Annotated in this window: 14 protein-coding genes and 1 tRNA gene; 7 read left to right on the forward strand and 8 right to left on the reverse strand. The window is 69.0% G+C overall.

The window, feature by feature from the left end:
- Window positions 1–55: 55 nt before the first annotated feature.
- From KZ686_RS08185 to KZ686_RS08195, 3 genes are all read right to left on the reverse strand, one after another.
- Window positions 56–1633 carry an aldehyde dehydrogenase (NADP(+)) gene (locus KZ686_RS08185; RefSeq protein WP_265632174.1) on the reverse strand — a complete coding sequence of 526 codons (1578 nt, stop codon included), beginning with the start codon at window positions 1631–1633 and terminating at the stop codon, window positions 56–58.
- A gap of 133 nt (window positions 1634–1766) precedes the next feature.
- Window positions 1767–2684 (reverse strand): 5-dehydro-4-deoxyglucarate dehydratase, encoded by a 918-nt coding sequence (gene kdgD, locus KZ686_RS08190; protein ID WP_223129683.1) that lies wholly within the window; start codon window positions 2682–2684, stop codon window positions 1767–1769.
- A 175-nt stretch (window positions 2685–2859) separates the two neighbouring features.
- Entirely contained in the window at window positions 2860–3612 is a 753-nt protein-coding gene (locus KZ686_RS08195) for a FadR/GntR family transcriptional regulator (RefSeq protein WP_149317952.1), read from the reverse strand.
- A 167-nt stretch (window positions 3613–3779) separates the two neighbouring features.
- Here KZ686_RS08195 and gudD point away from each other — a divergent pair, with 167 nt between their 5' ends.
- Window positions 3780–5132: a glucarate dehydratase gene (gene gudD, locus KZ686_RS08200; protein ID WP_149317953.1), complete on the forward strand. Its 1353-nt coding sequence runs from the start codon at window positions 3780–3782 to the stop codon at window positions 5130–5132.
- Window positions 5133–5319: 187 nt separating this feature from the next.
- Entirely contained in the window at window positions 5320–6291 is a 972-nt protein-coding gene (locus KZ686_RS08205) for a Bug family tripartite tricarboxylate transporter substrate binding protein (protein WP_265633439.1), read from the forward strand.
- Window positions 6292–6542: 251 nt separating this feature from the next.
- Here the strand turns inward: KZ686_RS08205 and KZ686_RS08210 are convergent.
- A tRNA-Ser gene (locus KZ686_RS08210) sits at window positions 6543–6632 on the reverse strand.
- Between the two features lie 286 nt (window positions 6633–6918).
- Here KZ686_RS08210 and KZ686_RS08215 point away from each other — a divergent pair.
- Window positions 6919–7410 (forward strand): glycine zipper 2TM domain-containing protein, encoded by a 492-nt coding sequence (locus tag KZ686_RS08215; protein ID WP_149317954.1) that lies wholly within the window; start codon window positions 6919–6921, stop codon window positions 7408–7410.
- 105 nt (window positions 7411–7515) lie between these two features.
- On the opposite strand, the gene hemW is transcribed toward KZ686_RS08215, so the two are convergent.
- Genes hemW through rph form a run of 3 tightly spaced genes read right to left on the reverse strand, consistent with a single transcriptional unit; the run spans window position 7516 to window position 10198 of the window.
- A complete protein-coding gene (gene hemW / locus KZ686_RS08220) occupies window positions 7516–8769 on the reverse strand; it encodes a radical SAM family heme chaperone HemW (protein WP_150084566.1) in 1254 nt (417 codons plus the stop codon).
- Window positions 8766–9482 (reverse strand): RdgB/HAM1 family non-canonical purine NTP pyrophosphatase, encoded by a 717-nt coding sequence (gene rdgB, locus KZ686_RS08225; RefSeq protein WP_265632177.1) that lies wholly within the window; start codon window positions 9480–9482, stop codon window positions 8766–8768. The genes hemW and rdgB overlap by 4 nt, the downstream gene beginning before the upstream one ends.
- Complete coding sequence (gene rph, locus KZ686_RS08230) at window positions 9479–10198, reverse strand: ribonuclease PH (protein WP_149317956.1); 720 nt, start codon at window positions 10196–10198, stop codon at window positions 9479–9481. Before rph ends, rdgB begins: the two co-directional genes overlap by 4 nt.
- A 341-nt stretch (window positions 10199–10539) precedes the next feature.
- On the opposite strand from rph, the gene KZ686_RS08235 reads away from it, so the two are divergent.
- From KZ686_RS08235 to rpoZ, 3 genes are all read left to right on the forward strand, one after another.
- Window positions 10540–11475, forward strand: coding sequence for a YicC/YloC family endoribonuclease (locus KZ686_RS08235; RefSeq protein WP_149317957.1), 936 nt, complete (start codon window positions 10540–10542; stop codon window positions 11473–11475).
- Window positions 11476–11630: 155 nt separating this feature from the next.
- Entirely contained in the window at window positions 11631–12227 is a 597-nt protein-coding gene (gene gmk, locus KZ686_RS08240) for a guanylate kinase (protein WP_187829170.1), read from the forward strand.
- Window positions 12228–12307: 80 nt separating this feature from the next.
- Window positions 12308–12511: a DNA-directed RNA polymerase subunit omega gene (gene rpoZ / locus KZ686_RS08245; protein ID WP_006578656.1), complete on the forward strand. Its 204-nt coding sequence runs from the start codon at window positions 12308–12310 to the stop codon at window positions 12509–12511.
- Between the two features lie 23 nt (window positions 12512–12534).
- Here rpoZ and KZ686_RS08250 read toward each other — a convergent pair whose 3' ends face one another.
- Window positions 12535–12735, reverse strand: a complete 201-nt coding sequence (locus tag KZ686_RS08250) for a hypothetical protein (RefSeq protein WP_149317958.1) — start codon at window positions 12733–12735, stop codon at window positions 12535–12537.
- Between KZ686_RS08250 and KZ686_RS08255 the strand changes: the two genes are divergently transcribed.
- On the forward strand, window positions 12734–15142 hold the full coding sequence (locus KZ686_RS08255) for a RelA/SpoT family protein (protein WP_149317959.1): 2409 nt from the start codon (window positions 12734–12736) through the stop codon (window positions 15140–15142). The two genes, KZ686_RS08250 and KZ686_RS08255, sit on opposite strands and share 2 nt — an antisense overlap.
- The last annotated feature ends 7 nt before the right edge of the window (window positions 15143–15149 follow it).

Below are 15149 nucleotides of genomic sequence, written 5' to 3' on the forward strand. Positions count from 1 at the left end.
TCAGCCGTGGCGCGGCAGAGGGCGCCGGGCGGCGCCCCCTTGCGGCAGGATCGTGTCAGGTGCGCGTCAGCTCGCCGTCGCGCAGCCGCCAGAGCCCCAGCGGATTGTCGTCGCGCAGCGCCGGCGGCAGCAGTTCGCCAGGCACGTTCTGATAGCAGACCGGACGCAGGAAGCGCGCGATCGCCGCGGCGCCGACCGAGGTCGTGCGCGCGTCGGAGGTGGCCGGGAACGGGCCGCCATGCACCATCGCGTAGGAAACTTCCACGCCGGTCGGATAGCCGTTGAACAGCACCCGTCCGGCCTTGCGCTCGAGCACCGGCAGCAGTTGCCGCGCCGCCGCGTGGTCGCCGGCATCGGCGTGCACGGTCGCGGTCAGCTGGCCCTCCAGGCTGCGCGTCAGCGCGGTCATCTCGTCGATGTCCCGGCAGGTCACCAGCACCGAAGACGGACCGAACACCTCGGCCTGCATCCGATGGTCGGCGATGAACTGCGCGGCGCTGGTCTCGAACATCGCGGCGCAGGCCTGGTTGGGGCCGGTGCCGGCCAGGCCCGTGCCGATGCGCTGCAGGCCGTTGATCTCGCCAAGCCTGGCCACGCCCTGCTGATAGGCCTGATGGATGCCCGGCGTCAGCATCGTGCCGGCGGGCTTGCCGCCCAGCGCCTGCACCGCGGCCGCGCGGAAGGCGGCCAGCGCCGGGCTGTCGATGGCGATCACGAGGCCCGGGTTGGTGCAGAACTGGCCGACCCCCATCACCAGCGAGTCGATCAGCTCGGCGGCGATGCGTTCGCCGCGCGCGGCCAGCGCCGCCGGCATCAGGAACACCGGATTGATGCTGCTCATCTCGGCATAGACCGGGATCGGCTGCGGCCGCTGCTGCGCCACGCGCGTCAGCGCCAGGCCGCCGCCGCGCGAGCCGGTGAAGCCCACCGCCTGGATCGCCGGATGCGCGACCAGCGCGGTGCCGATCTCGTTGCCGGCGCCCAGCACCAGCGAGAACACGCCTTCCGGCAGGCCGGCGTCGGCCACCGCCTGCTGAATCACGCGGCCGACCAGCTCGGAGGTACCCAGATGGGCGGGGTGCGACTTGGCGACGACCGGGCAGCCCGCCGCCAGCGCCGACGCGGTATCGCCGCCGGCCACGGAGAACGCGAGCGGAAAATTGCTGGCGCCGAATACCGCCACCGGGCCCAGCGCGATGTTCTGCATGCGCAGGTCGGGACGCGGCGGCGTGCGCTCGGGCAGCGCGCTGTCCCAGGTGGCCTGCTGCCAGCGGCCGTCGCGCAGTACGCGGGCGAACAGACGCAGCTGATTGGCGGTGCGGCCGCGTTCGCCCTGCAGACGCGCCAGCGGCAGGCCGCTCTCGCGATGGGCGCGTTCGATCAGCGTGTCGCCGAGCGCCTCGATGCCGTCGGCGATGCGCTCCAGAAAGGCGGCGCGCTGTTCCGGCAGCGTGTTGCGGAAGGGATCGAAGGCCTGTTCGGCCAGCACGCAGGCACGGTCGATCTCGGCCGCGCCGCCGCCGTGGAAGTCGGGGCCCAGCGTCGCGCCGGTGGCGGGATCGATCGCCTGCAGCACGGCGTCCTGGCCGCGCACGGCGCTGGCGCCGATCAGCATCTCTCCGGTGATCTTCATTGGCTTCTCCTGAAAACGTCGATGGCGCAGCGGCCGCCGCGGTTCCAGACCGGGGGCGGCCGATGCGCCGGGGGCATCATGGCGCGCGCCGCGCCGGCATGGCCGGCCGCGGCGCGCGCACGAACGAACAGCGTTACTGGCCGCCGACCTTGTCGATCAGCCGTTGCAGCATCGCGCATTCCTCTTCGCTCAGATCGGTCAGCGGCGCGCGCACCGGGCCGGCGTCGTGGCCGACCAGGCGGGCGCCCGCCTTGATGATGCTGACCGCGTAGCCCTGCTTGCGGTTGCGGATGTCGAGGTAGGGCAGGAAGAAGGTATCGATCAGGCGGCCGACGGTCTCGTGATCCTCGGCGGCGATGGCGCGATAGAAATCCATCGCGGTCTTCGGGATGAAGTTGAACACCGCCGACGAGTAGACCGGCACGCCCAGCGCGCGATAGGCCGCGGCGTAGACCTCGGCCGTCGGCAGCCCGCCCAGGTAGGCGAAGCGCTCGCCCAGCCGGCGGCGGATCGACACCATCAGCTCGATGTCGCCCAGGCCGTCCTTGTAGCCGATCAGGTTCGGGCAGCGCTCGGCCAGCCGTTCCAGCTGCACCGCGTTCAGGCGACACACCGCGCGGTTGTAGACGATCACGCCGCAGGACACCGAGCGGCAGACCGCCTCGACGTGGTTGGCGATGCCTTCCGGGCTGGCTTCGGTCAGGTAGTGGGGCAGCAGCAGCACGCCGTGGGCGCCCAGGCGCTCGGCCTCCTGCGCATAGGCGATCGCGACGCGGGTCGGGCCGCCGGCGCCGGCGATGATCGGCACCTTGCCGCGGCAGGTATCGACCGCGGTGCGGATGATGTCGCTGTACTCGTTCGGGGCCAGCGAGAAGAACTCGCCGGTGCCGCCGGCGGCGAACAGCGCGCTGGCGCCGTACGGGGCGAGCCATTCGAGACGCTTGGCGTAGGACGCCGCGGCGAAGTCGCCGTTGGCGTCGAAATCGGTCACCGGGAACGACAGCAGGCCGGCGCTGATGATCTGTTTGAGGTCTTGGGGGTTCAGGGACATGGTGGTTTCCGATGAAAAGGCCGGGCGGCGTGCCCGACTGCGCAACGTTGGACGGTGGCGGCGCCGGGACAAGGAAGCCGAGGCGTCGCGCGATGAACGTCATCATAAGACATCGTACAACTAAGGCGCAAGAGCCCGGCGCCGGGGGTTAACCCTCGGCGCCGGCGTGCCGGGGTCAGGCGGGGGTGCTGGCGGCCGCCGCCGATGCCTTGCGCAGGCGTTCGCGGCTGTTGGTCAGATGCATGCGCATCGCCGCCTTGGCGCCATCGGGGTCGCGGCGCTCGATCGCGTCGTAGATGCTGTCGTGCTCGAAGTTGACCCGTTCCAGATATTGCTCGCGGTCGCCGGGCGTGACGTGCAGCCGGCCACGCGGAATCACCGAGGCGCCAAGATGGCCCAGCATCTCGCTGAAGTAGCGGTTGCCGGTGGCGCGCGCGACGGCCAGGTGGAAGGCGAAGTCGGAGGCGACCGAATCGCCGCCGGAAGCGGCGGTGCGCTTCAGCTCGTCCAGCGCGCGCCGCATCTCGGCCAGATCGGCGTCACTGCGCCGCACGGCCGCCAGCCCGGCGGCTTCGGCTTCGATGCTGACGCGGAATTCCAGCATCGCCAGCACGTCCATCGCCGTGACCATGGCCGACGGATCGATGCGGAAGGGAGAGCCCGATTCGGCCGGGGGCGGGGTCAGCACGAAGGTACCGATGCCGTGGCGGGTCTCGACCAGGCCGCTCGCCTGCAGGCGCGACAGCGCCTCGCGCACCACGGTGCGGCTGACGCCGAGCGTGGCCATGATTTCCGATTCGGTGGGCAGCTTGTCGCCGGGGCGCAGCGTGCCCTGGCGAATGCTGTCGGTCAGGCTGGCGACCGCTTCTTCGGCGAGCGTGCGGCCGCGGCGGCGAAGCGGAGTGGGGGCCAAGGTCGAGGCTTTCATAGGGTAAGTACGGTGCTTGACCGGTTCTGGAACGGCTCATTATACTGCGTCGTAAGTTATACGACGACTGATAACCGATTTTACCTCGTCCCGCTCCGTGCCACCATCGGGTGTGCCCCGGAGCCGGGCGACAAAAAGCCATCCGAGACAGCATTCCGAGACGCTTCATGACAGACCAACCGATCTCCGCGCCGGGCGCCACGCCCGTCGTCACCGAACTGACCGTGATCCCGGTCGCCGGCCACGACAGCATGCTGATGAACCTGTCGGGCGCCCACGGTCCCTTCTTCACGCGCAATGTGGTGCTGCTCAAGGACAGCGCCGGCCGTACCGGCGTCGGCGAGGTGCCGGGCGGCGAGGGTATCCGGCAGACGCTGGAGGACGCCCGCCCGCTGGTGGTCGGCCAGCCGATCGGCGCCTACCAGGCGGTGCTCAATCGCGTGCGGCAGGCCTTCGCCAGCCGCGATGCGGGCGGGCGCGGCCTGCAGACCTTCGACCTGCGCATCACGATCCATGCGGTCACCGCGCTGGAAGCGGCGCTGCTCGACCTGCTGGGCAAGCACCTGGACGTGCCGGTCGCCGCGCTGCTCGGTGAAGGGCAGCAGCGCGACGCCGTCGAGATGCTGGGCTATCTGTTCTATATCGGCGACCGCAAGCGCACCACGCTGCCGTATCGCCAGGAAGCCGATGCCGACGATGCCTGGTTCCGGCTGCGCAACGAGGAGGCGATGACGCCCGAGGCGGTGGTGCGCCTGGCCGAGGCCGCCTACCAGCGCTACGGTTTCAACGACTTCAAGCTCAAGGGCGGCGTGCTGCGCGGCGACGAGGAAATGGAAGCGATCGTCGCGCTGGCCGAGCGCTTTCCCAAGGCCCGCATCACGCTCGATCCGAACGGCGCCTGGTCGCTGGCCGAGGCGGTCCGGCTGTGCCGCGACAAGCATGGCGTGCTCGCCTACGCCGAGGACCCGTGCGGCGCCGAGGACGGCTATTCGGGCCGCGAGATCATGGCCGAATTCCGCACCGCCACCGGGCTGCCGACCGCGACCAACATGATCGCCACCGACTGGCGGCAGATGGGCCATGCCGTGCGGCTGCAGTCGGTCGACATTCCGCTGGCCGATCCGCACTTCTGGACCATGCAGGGCTCGGTGCGCGTCGCGCAGATGTGCGCGGAGTGGGGGCTCACATGGGGCTCGCATTCGAACAACCACTTCGATATCTCGCTGGCGATGTTCACCCATGTGGCCGCGGCCGCGCCGGGGCGTGTCACCGCGATCGACACGCACTGGATCTGGCAGGACGGCCAGCGCCTGACCAAGGAGCCGCTGAAGATCGTAGGCGGCATGGTGCAGGTGCCCAAGCGCCCCGGCCTCGGCGTCGAGATCGACATGGCCGAGCTGGAGAAGGCCCACCAGACCTATCGCAACATGGGACTGGGGGCGCGAGACGACGCGGTGGCGATGCAGTTCCTGATCCCGGGCTGGAAATTCGACAACAAGGCGCCGTGCATGGTGCGGTAGCGGGATTCGGCGGCATCGCCGCCGGTATCCGAAACACCATCGTCGAAGCGACGACATCGAAACGACATCATCTAACGACCGCAGCTCGACCACGAGCAGAGATTCAGGAGACGACATGAGCAAGACCCACTTCCTGCGCGGCGCCGCCGCGACCGCGCAAACCTGTGTGCGCCGCCTGCCGCGGCTGATGCTGACGGCGGGCGTGCTGGCCGGCGCGTTCGCCGCCGGCCTGCTGGCCACCGGCACCGCCGCCGCGCAGGACTGGCCGCAGAAACCGGTGACCGTGGTGGTGCCGTTCCCGCCGGGCGGTTCGACGGACACCATCGCGCGCATGCTGGCGCAGCCGCTGAACGAAAAGCTGGGCCAGCCCTTCGTGATCGAGAACCGTCCGGGCGCCACCGGCGCGATCGGCGCGGCGATGGTCAAGCGCGCGCCGCCCGACGGCTACACGATCATGATCGCGTCGATCGGCGTCTACGCGGTCAACCCCTTCCTGCAGAAGAACCTGCCGTACGATCCGGCCAAGGACTTCGACCTGCTGACGGTCGCGGTGCGCGCCCCCAACGTGCTGGTCGCCAATCCGTCGGTGGCGGCGCGCAGCGTGCAGGACCTGGTGGCCCATATGAAGAAGAACCCGGGCAAGGTCAGCTTCGCCTCGTCGGGCGCCGGTTCGTCCGACCACCTGACCGCGGCGCTGTTCTGGCAGAAGACCGGCACCACCGGCCTGCACGTGCCGTACAAGGGCGGCGGCCCGGCGATCCAGGATCTGCTGGCCGGCCAGGTCGAGGTCTCGTTCCAGAACATCAACGCGGTGATCCAGCACATCAAGGCCGGCAAGCTGAAGGCGCTGGCGATTACCTCGGAGAAGCGCTCGCCGCTGCTGCCGGATGTGCCGACGCTGGCCGAAGCGGGCGTCAAGGATGTTGAGGTCTACTCGTGGCAGGCGGTTGCCGCCCCGCGCGGACTGCCGGCCAACGTCAAGTCGCGCCTGCACGGCGCGCTGGTCAGCTCGCTGACCGATCCGAAGATGCGCGCCAAGCTGGCCGAGACGGGCTTCGAGGTCGTCGCCAATACGCCGGAGCAGTTCGCGCAGTTCGAGAACCAGGAACTGCAGCGCTGGAAGAACGTGATCGAGACCGGCAAGATCACCATCGATTGAGATTGACGATCGGCGATCGGCGATTCTCTCCACGACATGTCGTTGCCCCGCCCTGTGCGGGGCTTTTTTATGGTCGCGCGGATATGGCCGTAGTCACGTGGCCTTGGGATGTGTGGGGGATGAAGGGCCGGGAATAAGGACCCGGATACGTGCCCGGGAACAAGGGCCGCAATAAGGTCGGGCAATAAGGGCGGAGAAGGCGGTGAGGGCGGAGAGAAGGCCGCGATGAAGCCGGGACCTTGTGCCTCGGATGGCGGAGACGGTGAGATTCGAACTCACGGATGGGTCACCCCATCGGCAGTTTTCAAGACTGCTGCCTTAAACCACTCGGCCACGTCTCCAGTCCCCTTGATGGCCGGCCTTGCGACCGGCCGCGCATTATAGCAAGGCGGGTTGGGCCCGGGAAACGGGGCGGCAAACGGGCCGCGGAAAGGCCGCGGAAAGGCCGCGGAAACGGGCAGGGAAACGCCTCGTTACACATCTTGCACCGCGGGAAGACAAGAAACGCGGGCTGTCGGCGTCCGTCCGACATCGCGGAACCTTGTCTGGATGTATATCTCCTAGGGCAGGAGGGAGCGGCGCCGCGCCGCATCCCATCTCTTCTCGTCCCAGTCAGGAGAACATTAAATGAATGGCAAGACTTTGTTGGGCACCGCTGCGCTGGCCGCGGCAATCGGCACCGCCGGCTGCGCGGCGCCCGGTGGCGGTTATGGCTACGGTGCCCCCAATGCCGGCTACCAGACCGGCCAGGGGGCCTACCAGGCGCCCGCGGGCTCGGTGTTCTACGGCCGCGTCGAAGCGATCGAGCCGATCCAGCAACCGCGCGGCGCCAGCTCGGGTCTGCTCGGCACGGTGATCGGCGGCCTCGCCGGCGGCCTGCTCGGCCACCAGATCGGTGGCGGCCGCGGCCAGACCATCGCGACCATCGGCGGTGCGGTGGCGGGCGGCGTGGCCGGCAACCAGATCGAACAGCGCGCCACCGGCGGCATGGAAACCGTCTATCGCGTGCACGTGCGCCTGGACGATGGCCGCATGGCCACCGTGACGCAGCGCCAGGCCAACAATCTGCAGGTCGGCCAGCGCGTGCAAGTCGCCAACGACATGGCGTCGCCGATCTGACGCTGACGCGATGTCCGCCGCTGCGATGGCAGCGTGAGATGGAAAAAGGCCGCAAGTCTGAATTGCGGCCTTTTTCTTTGGTGCGGCGGGTTCGGTCGCTGCGCCTCACGACTTCAGGAAGATCTCCTGCAGGTCGTTCAGGAAGCGCCGGCCCAGCTCGGTCGGGCGGATCACGGTCGGGTCCGGGTCCAGCAGGCCCTTGTCCGTCGCCAGCGCCAGCTCGCGCCGGATCGCATGCAGCGGCAGGCCGGTGTGGTCGTGGAACAGGCTCGCCGGCACGCCGTCGGTCAGCCGCAGCGCGTTCAGCATGAACTCGAACGGCAGCTCGGTCGCATCGACGTCGCGCGCCTCCTGTACCGCGTTGCCGGCCATCGCCTGCGCCATATAGGTGGCCGGATGCTTGTAGCGCATCTGGCGCAGCACGCGATGCGGGAACGACAGCTTGCCGTGCGCGCCCGCGCCGATGCCGAGGTAGTCGCCGAAGCGCCAGTAGTTCAGGTTGTGGCGCGCCTCGCGATGCGGCTGCGCATAGGCCGAGGTCTCGTAATGGCGATACCCGGCCTCGGCGGTGCGCGCCTCGATCCAGTCCTGCATCTCGTAGGCGGTGTCGTCGTCGGGCAGCGCCGGCGGAAAGCGCGCGAACAGCGTGTTCGGCTCCAGCGTCAGGTGGTACAGCGACAGGTGCGAGGTGCGGTACGACAGCGCCGTCTCGACGTCCTGCCGGCACTGCGCCAGCGTCTGTTGGGGCAGTGCATACATCAGGTCCAGATTGACGTTGTCGAAGTGGCGCAGCGCGATGTCGATCGCGGCGCGGGCCTCGGCGCCGCCGTGGATGCGGCCCAGCGCCTGCAGGTGTTCGTCGTCGAAGCTCTGGATGCCGATCGACAGCCGGTTGATGCCGCTGGCGCGATAGCTGGCGAAGCGTTCGGCTTCGAAGGTGCCGGGGTTGGCCTCCATCGTGATCTCGGCATCGGCGTCCAGCGGCAGCAGCGCGCGGATGTCGGACAGCAGACGGTCCATGCCGGCGGCCGACAGCAGGCTCGGCGTGCCGCCGCCGATGAAGACCGTATGCACGGGGCGTCCCCAAACCAGCGGCAGCGACTGCTCGAGGTCCGCGCGCAGCGCGTCCAGGTATGCGGCCTCGGGAATCTCGCTGCCGTCGGGCGCCGCGTGCGAATTGAAGTCGCAGTACGGGCATTTGCGCACGCACCAGGGCACATGCACATACAGCGACAGCGGCGGCGAGGCCGGCAGCGAGATCTGCCCCGGCTTGAGCCACAGGCCGACGCTGTCGCCGCCCGATGCAGCAGGGGCGGGCGCGGCGGCGCCGGAAGCCGGGACGGGAACGATCGGAATCATGGCTGGCCGTGGGCGGCGGTTGGGGCGGTTGGGGCGGTTGAGGCGATTGGGGCGGTTGGGGCGGCCGCATCCCGGCGCAGCCGCTCGCACAGCGCCTGCAATGCCAGCGCACGATGGCTGACGCGGTTCTTCTCTTCGGCCGACAGCTCGGCGGCGGTCTTGCCCAGCGCCGGCAGCAGGAAGTACGGGTCGTAGCCGAAGCCGCCGTCGCCGCGCGGGGTGTCGACGACCTCGCCGTCCCAGCGGCCTTCCGCGATGATCGGGCACGGATCGTCGGCGTGGCGCACCAGCACCAGCACGCAGTAGTAGTGGGCGCGGCGGTTGGCCTGGCCCGCCAGTTCGGCGATCAGATGCGCGTTGTTGGCGGCGTCGCTCTTCTCCTTGCCGGCCAGCTGCGCGTAGCGCGCCGAGTAGACGCCGGGCGCGCCGCCCAGCGCATCGACGCTGATGCCGGAGTCGTCGGCCAGCGCCGGCAGGCCCGACAGGCGGCTGGCATGGCGCGCCTTGGCCAGCGCGTTCTCGACGAAGGTCACGTGCGGTTCCTCGGCCTCGGGGATGCCCAGCTCTCGCTGCGGCACCACGTCGAAGCCCAGCGGTGCCAGCAGCGCGCCGAACTCGCGCAGCTTGCCCGCGTTGTTCGAGGCCAGCACCAGGCGTTGCGGCGCGCGCATCGCGATGCCCGTCGTCATGCCCGCGTTCATGTCCGCCGTCATGCCAGATCCAGCGCCTGGCGCTGCATCGTGACCAGCTGGGCGATGCCGCGCTCGGCCAGCTGCGTCATCGCGTCGAGCTGCGCGCGCGAGAACGGTACGCCCTCGGCGGTGCCCTGGACCTCGACGAAGCCGCCGCTGCCCGTCATCACCACGTTCATGTCGGTGTCGCAGGCGCTGTCCTCGGCGTAGTCGAGGTCGAGCACCGGCACGCCGTCGACCATGCCGACCGATACCGCGGCGACGAAGTCGCGGATCGGACTTGCGGTAATCAGGCCGTCGCGCAGCATCACCGAGACGGCGTCGTGCGCGGCGACGAAGGCGCCGGTGATCGCGGCGGTGCGGGTGCCGCCATCGGCCTGCAGCACGTCGCAGTCGAGCTGCAGCGTGTATTCGCCGAGCTTGGACAGATCGAACACGGAGCGCAGCGCACGGCCGATCAGGCGCTGGATCTCCTGCGTGCGCCCCGACTGCTTGCCGCGCGCGGCCTCGCGATCCGAGCGGGTATGGGTGGCGCGCGGCAGCATGCCGTATTCGGCCGTCACCCAGCCTTCGCCGCTGCCCTTCTTGTGGGGCGGCACCTTGGCCAGCACGCTGGCGGTGCACAGCACCTTGGTGTCGCCGAAGGCGGTCAGCACCGCACCTTCGGCGTGCCGGGTGTAATGGCGGGTCAGGGTGATCGGGCGCAGCGCATCGGCCGCGCGTCCACTGGGTCGCATGGAGGCTCTCTTGGAAGGGAAATCGGGGAACAGGCGCGATTTTAACGCCGGGCGGCGCGGGACGCTGGCGGGGAGGGCGGCGCGCGGGCGGTCGGACGCCAGGATGGGGTCCGGCGATGGAGCCGGCCACGGAGCCCGCGATGGGCGGGTATGGGCCTGGCATGGGTCCGCGTGGCTGCGCCATGGGTCCGCATGGGCCGGACCGCGCCCCCGCGGGGCCCGCGGGGCAAAGTTCTTTACAATACAGTGTTCATTACAGTGTTGGTCAGCCCACCTGCCGGGCCGGCCGCGATCGCCGCGCCGTGCGGTCCTCGCCGCCAGCCCCTTCAAGAGACGAATCCATGATCCATAGCATGACCGGATATGGCCTGGCGACGCGCCAGGCACCGCTGACCGACGCGCATGGCGCGCCCAGCGGCAGGACCGCCGCCGTGTCGGTCGAATTCCGCACCGTCAATTCGCGCTTCCTCGATCTGCTGTTCCGCGCGCCGGAAGAATGCCGCGCCTTCGAGCCGGCCCTGCGCGAGATGCTGATGGCCAAGTTGTCGCGCGGCAAGCTCGAGTGCCGCATCAACCTGCAGCGCACCGACGCGGGCGGCGCGGCGCTGGCGCTCAATACCGGCCTGCTGGCGCAGCTGCGCGAGCTCGAGGCCACCGTCGCGCAGACCTTCGACCAGGCCGGCACGCTGCGCATGGGCGAGATCCTGCGCTGGCCCGGCGTGCTGATCGAGCCCGAGCTGTCGCAGGACGCGCTGCGCGAAGCGGTGCTCGGCGCCGCCAAGGACGCGCTGGCGCAGCTGCTCGAAGCGCGCCGCCGCGAGGGCGATGCGCTCAAGGCCACGCTGGTGGACCGCATCGACGCGATGCTGGCGATCGTGCAGCGCCTGGCGCCCGCGGTGCCGGACCTGATCGCGCAGCATCAGGAAAAACTGACCGAGCGCCTGCAGGAGGCCTTCAACCTGGTCGCGCCGAACGGCATGCCGTCGATGTCGCGCGACGAGATCGGCGAGCGCATCCGCCAGGAGGCGACCGTCTACGGCATCCGCATCGATATCGCCGAGGAGCTGTCCCGGCTCGAGGCGCATCTGAACGAGACCCGGCATATTCTCGACAAGGGCGGCCAGGTCGGCAAGCGGCTCGACTTCATGATGCAGGAGCTGAACCGCGAGGCCAACACGCTGGGCTCGAAGGCCGCGGCCAAGGAGCTCGCCGATGCCTCGATGGAGCTCAAGCTGCTGATCGAGCAGATGCGCGAACAGATTCAAAATCTCGAATGACCAACATGAGCGACCCGACTCAGTCCCATCCTTCGTCCCAGTCTTCGCCCAACGCGCAGTCCAGCGCGCCGGCGCAATCGTCCGCGCAGGCGTCCGCGCAACCGGTGGCGCAAGCGCATACCGCGATCGACACCGTCTACCCCGGCAACCTCTTCATGGTGGTGGCCCCGTCGGGGGCGGGCAAGTCCACGCTGGTCAACGCGCTGCTGGCGCAGGACCCGTCGATCCGCCTGTCGATCTCGCACACCACGCGGCCGCCGCGTCCGGGCGAGCAGGATGGACGCGAGTACCACTTCACCACGATCGAGGCCTTCCGCGAGGCGCGCGATCGCGGCGAGTTCCTCGAATGGGCCGAGGTCCACGGCAACTACTACGCGACCTCGCGCGTCTGGATCGAGCAGCAGATGGCGCATGGCCACGACGTGCTGCTGGAGATCGACTGGCAGGGCGCGCAGCAGGTGCACAAGCGCTTCTCCAACGCGGTCGAGGTCTTCATCCTGCCGCCGTCGCTGACCGCGCTCGAGGAGCGCCTGCGCAAGCGCGGGCAGGACGAGCCCAACGTGATCGTGCGGCGCCTGCTGGCGGCCGGCAGCGAGATGGCGCATGCCTCCGAAGCCGACTACGTGATCATCAACGACGTGTTCGAGGAAGCGCTGGAAAAGCTGCGCTGCGTGGTGCGTGCCACGCGCCTGCGTTTCTCGTCGCAGAAGGCCCGGCACGCCGATCTGTTCATCGAACTCGGCATCCACTGAAACGCGAGGCCGCGGGGCCGCGGGCCACCTGCGGTAAAATGGCGGCCATCGCATAGGTTCTGTCTCAAGGTAGATTTGATATGGCGCGTATTACCGTCGAAGATTGTCTGAAACACATCCCGAACCGCTTCGAGCTCGCGCTCGCGGCGACCTACCGCGCGCGCCAGCTGGTGCAGGGGCACACGCCGAAGGTCGAGGCCAAGGACAAGCCGACCGTGGTGGCACTGCGCGAGATCGCGTCGGGCCAGGTCGGCATCGAAATGCTGAAGAAGGTGCCGACCTGATTTTCGGCTGGCGGCCCGGTCTTTCAACGGCATTGCGAACTCCTCTGGAATCCCGCCCGATCGTCGCTCTGGTCGACCGGATTGCCCTGATCGCACTCGTTGCCCACGTCTGAACCACAGGCCGCCATCATGCCCTCGTCGCCGCGCTCTTCCTCGCGATCGTCGCCCAAACCGGGCAGCACGGGGGAGACGCGCGCCGCGGCGCGCACCGGCGCGCCCAACATGCCCGATCCCCTGGGCGACGACGTGGTGGGCGAGCGTGCCGTAGCGCCGGCGATGGCACCCGCCAAGAGCCGGGGCGCCAGCGTCCCGGCCACGCAGCCGCGCGAGGCCGACAGCGGCGTCGCGGTGGCCGCGGCGGCCGCACCGGCTGCCGACAGCCTCTTCATCGACGCGGTCCTCGCGCAGACGTACCGGCATTTCTTCGGGCCGACCTCGCAGCCTGCGGTGCCGCCGCGGCAGCAGGTGATCTCCATCGCCGCCCTGATGGAGAAGCTCAATTACCTGAAGCCGGCGGACCAGGCCCTCGTCCGGGAGGCCTTCCAGTTTTCCGACGAAGCCCACCTCGGGCAGTACCGGCAGAGCGGCGAGCCGTACATCACGCATCCGGTGGCGGTCGCCGAGCTGTGCGCCGAGTGGAAGCTCGATGCGCAATCGATCATGGCGGCGCTGCTGCACGACGTGATCGAGGACCAGGGCATCACCAAGAGCGAGCTGGCCGAGAAGTTCGGTCCCAAGGTTGCCGAACTGGTCGATGGCCTGACGAAGCTGGACAAGCTCGAATTCCAGAGCCGCGAGCAGGCGCAGGCGGAGAGCTTCCGCAAGATGCTGCTGGCGATGGCGCGCGACGTGCGCGTGATCCTGGTCAAGCTGGCGGACCGCACGCACAACATGCGGACGCTGGACTTCGTGCCGCCGGAGAAGCGCCGGCGCATCGCGCTGGAAACGATGGAGATCTACGCGCCGATCGCGCATCGGCTCGGCCTGAACAGCACCTATCGCGAGCTGCAGGAACTGTCGTTCAAGGTCGGCTCGCCGTTCCGCTACGCCACGCTGGAGAAGGCTGTCAGGGCCGCGCGCGGCAATCGGCGCGAGGTGGTCTCGCGCATCCTCGAGGCCGCGCAGAGCGCGCTGGCCAACGCGGGCATCGTCGCCGAGCTGTCCGGCCGCGAGAAGACGCTGTACAGCATCTACCGCAAGATGCACGACAAGCAGCTGTCGTTCTCGCAGGTGCTCGACGTGTACGGCTTTCGCGTCGTGGTCGAGACGCAGATGCACTGCTACATGGCGCTCGGCGCGCTGCATGGGCTGTACAAGCCGATGCCGGGCAAGTTCAAGGACTACATCGCGATCCCGAAGATCAACGGCTACCAGTCGCTGCATACGACGCTGGTGGGTCCCTTCGGCACGCCGGTCGAATTCCAGATCCGCACGCGCGAGATGCACCAGATCGCCGAGGCCGGCGTCGCGGCGCACTGGATGTACAAGCACCACGCCGACCAGATCAACGACATCCAGCAGCAGGCGCACCAGTGGCTGCAGTCGCTGCTCGATATCCAGAGCCAGACCGGCGATTCGCAGGAATTCCTCGAGCACGTCAAGATCGACCTGTTCCCGGACGCGGTCTATGTGTTCACGCCGAAGGGCCATATCCGCGCGCTGCCGCGCGGCGCCACGGCGCTCGACTTCGCCTATGCGGTGCACAGCGACCTGGGCAACCAGTGCGTCGCGGTCAAGATCAACAACGAGCTGCTGCCGCTGCGCACGGAGCTCAAGAGCGGCGATATCGTCGAGGTCATCACCGCCCCGTATTCGAAGCCCAATCCTGCCTGGCTGTCGTTCGTGCGTACCGGCAAGGCGCGTGCGGCGATCCGCCACTATCTGAAGACCACCAAGCTCGACGAGGCGATCCAGCTCGGCGAGCGCCTGCTGGAGCAGGCCGCGCGCCAGCTCGGCATCGACCTGAAGGCGGTGCCGCAGCCGGTGTGGGAGCGGATGATCCAGTGGACCGGCAACAAGCAGCGCGACGACATCTTCGCCGACCTGGCGCTGGGACGGCGCGTGCCGGCAGTGGTCGCCAAGCGCATGGAGATCCTGCTGCAGGAGCTGTCGGGCGACTTCGATACCGCGCTGATGGCGGCGGTGCAGACCTTCGCCAGCGAGGACGCGCCCGCGGTGCCGATCACCGGCGACGAGGGCATGTCGATGATCTTCTCGGCGTGCTGCCGGCCGATTCCCGGCGACTCGATCGTCGGGTATCTCGGCAAGGGCGAAGGGCTGCAGATCCATGTGCAGGATTGCAAGGTGGCCAAGCGGCTGCACAGCAAGGATCCGGAGCACTGGATCGAGGTCATGTGGGCGAACAAGACCACGCGCGCCTTCGATGTCTCGATCAAGGTGCTGGTGCGCAACGTCAAGGGCATCGTCGCGCGGGTGGCCGCGGACCTGACCGCCGCCGACGCCAACGTCGCGCACGTCGCGATGGAGCACCAGGACAACGGGCGGCAGGAAGCGACCTACATGCAGTTCGTGATCCAGGTCCACGACCGCCTGCACCTGGCCAACGTGATGCGGGCCCTGCGCCGCAACACCGACGTCATCCGCATCTTCCGCGACCGCAACGACGGCTGACGCGCCG

Source organism: Cupriavidus cauae, assembly GCF_026210475.1.
GTDB classification, from domain to species: Bacteria; Pseudomonadota; Gammaproteobacteria; order Burkholderiales; family Burkholderiaceae; genus Cupriavidus; species Cupriavidus cauae.

Excerpts from the sequence above, each read along its gene's own strand:
- gudD (WP_149317953.1), top strand. The coding sequence starts at position 3,780 with ATGACAGACCAACCGATCTCCGCGCCGGGCGCCACGCCCGTCGTCACC.
- KZ686_RS08250 (WP_149317958.1), bottom strand. The coding sequence starts at position 12,735 with ATGTTGGGCGCGCCGGTGCGCGCCGCGGCGCGCGTCTCCCCCGTGCTG.
- rpoZ (WP_006578656.1), top strand. The coding sequence starts at position 12,308 with ATGGCGCGTATTACCGTCGAAGATTGTCTGAAACACATCCCGAACCGC.
- kdgD (WP_223129683.1), bottom strand. The coding sequence starts at position 2,684 with ATGTCCCTGAACCCCCAAGACCTCAAACAGATCATCAGCGCCGGCCTG.
- KZ686_RS08235 (WP_149317957.1), top strand. The coding sequence starts at position 10,540 with ATGATCCATAGCATGACCGGATATGGCCTGGCGACGCGCCAGGCACCG.
- rph (WP_149317956.1), bottom strand. The coding sequence starts at position 10,198 with ATGCGACCCAGTGGACGCGCGGCCGATGCGCTGCGCCCGATCACCCTG.
- hemW (WP_150084566.1), bottom strand. The coding sequence starts at position 8,769 with ATGATTCCGATCGTTCCCGTCCCGGCTTCCGGCGCCGCCGCGCCCGCC.
- KZ686_RS08185 (WP_265632174.1), bottom strand. The coding sequence starts at position 1,633 with ATGAAGATCACCGGAGAGATGCTGATCGGCGCCAGCGCCGTGCGCGGC.
- KZ686_RS08205 (WP_265633439.1), top strand. The coding sequence starts at position 5,320 with ATGCTGACGGCGGGCGTGCTGGCCGGCGCGTTCGCCGCCGGCCTGCTG.
- gmk (WP_187829170.1), top strand. The coding sequence starts at position 11,631 with ATGGTGGTGGCCCCGTCGGGGGCGGGCAAGTCCACGCTGGTCAACGCG.
- KZ686_RS08215 (WP_149317954.1), top strand. The coding sequence starts at position 6,919 with ATGAATGGCAAGACTTTGTTGGGCACCGCTGCGCTGGCCGCGGCAATC.
- rdgB (WP_265632177.1), bottom strand. The coding sequence starts at position 9,482 with ATGACGGCGGACATGAACGCGGGCATGACGACGGGCATCGCGATGCGC.
- KZ686_RS08255 (WP_149317959.1), top strand. The coding sequence starts at position 12,734 with ATGCCCGATCCCCTGGGCGACGACGTGGTGGGCGAGCGTGCCGTAGCG.
- KZ686_RS08195 (WP_149317952.1), bottom strand. The coding sequence starts at position 3,612 with ATGAAAGCCTCGACCTTGGCCCCCACTCCGCTTCGCCGCCGCGGCCGC.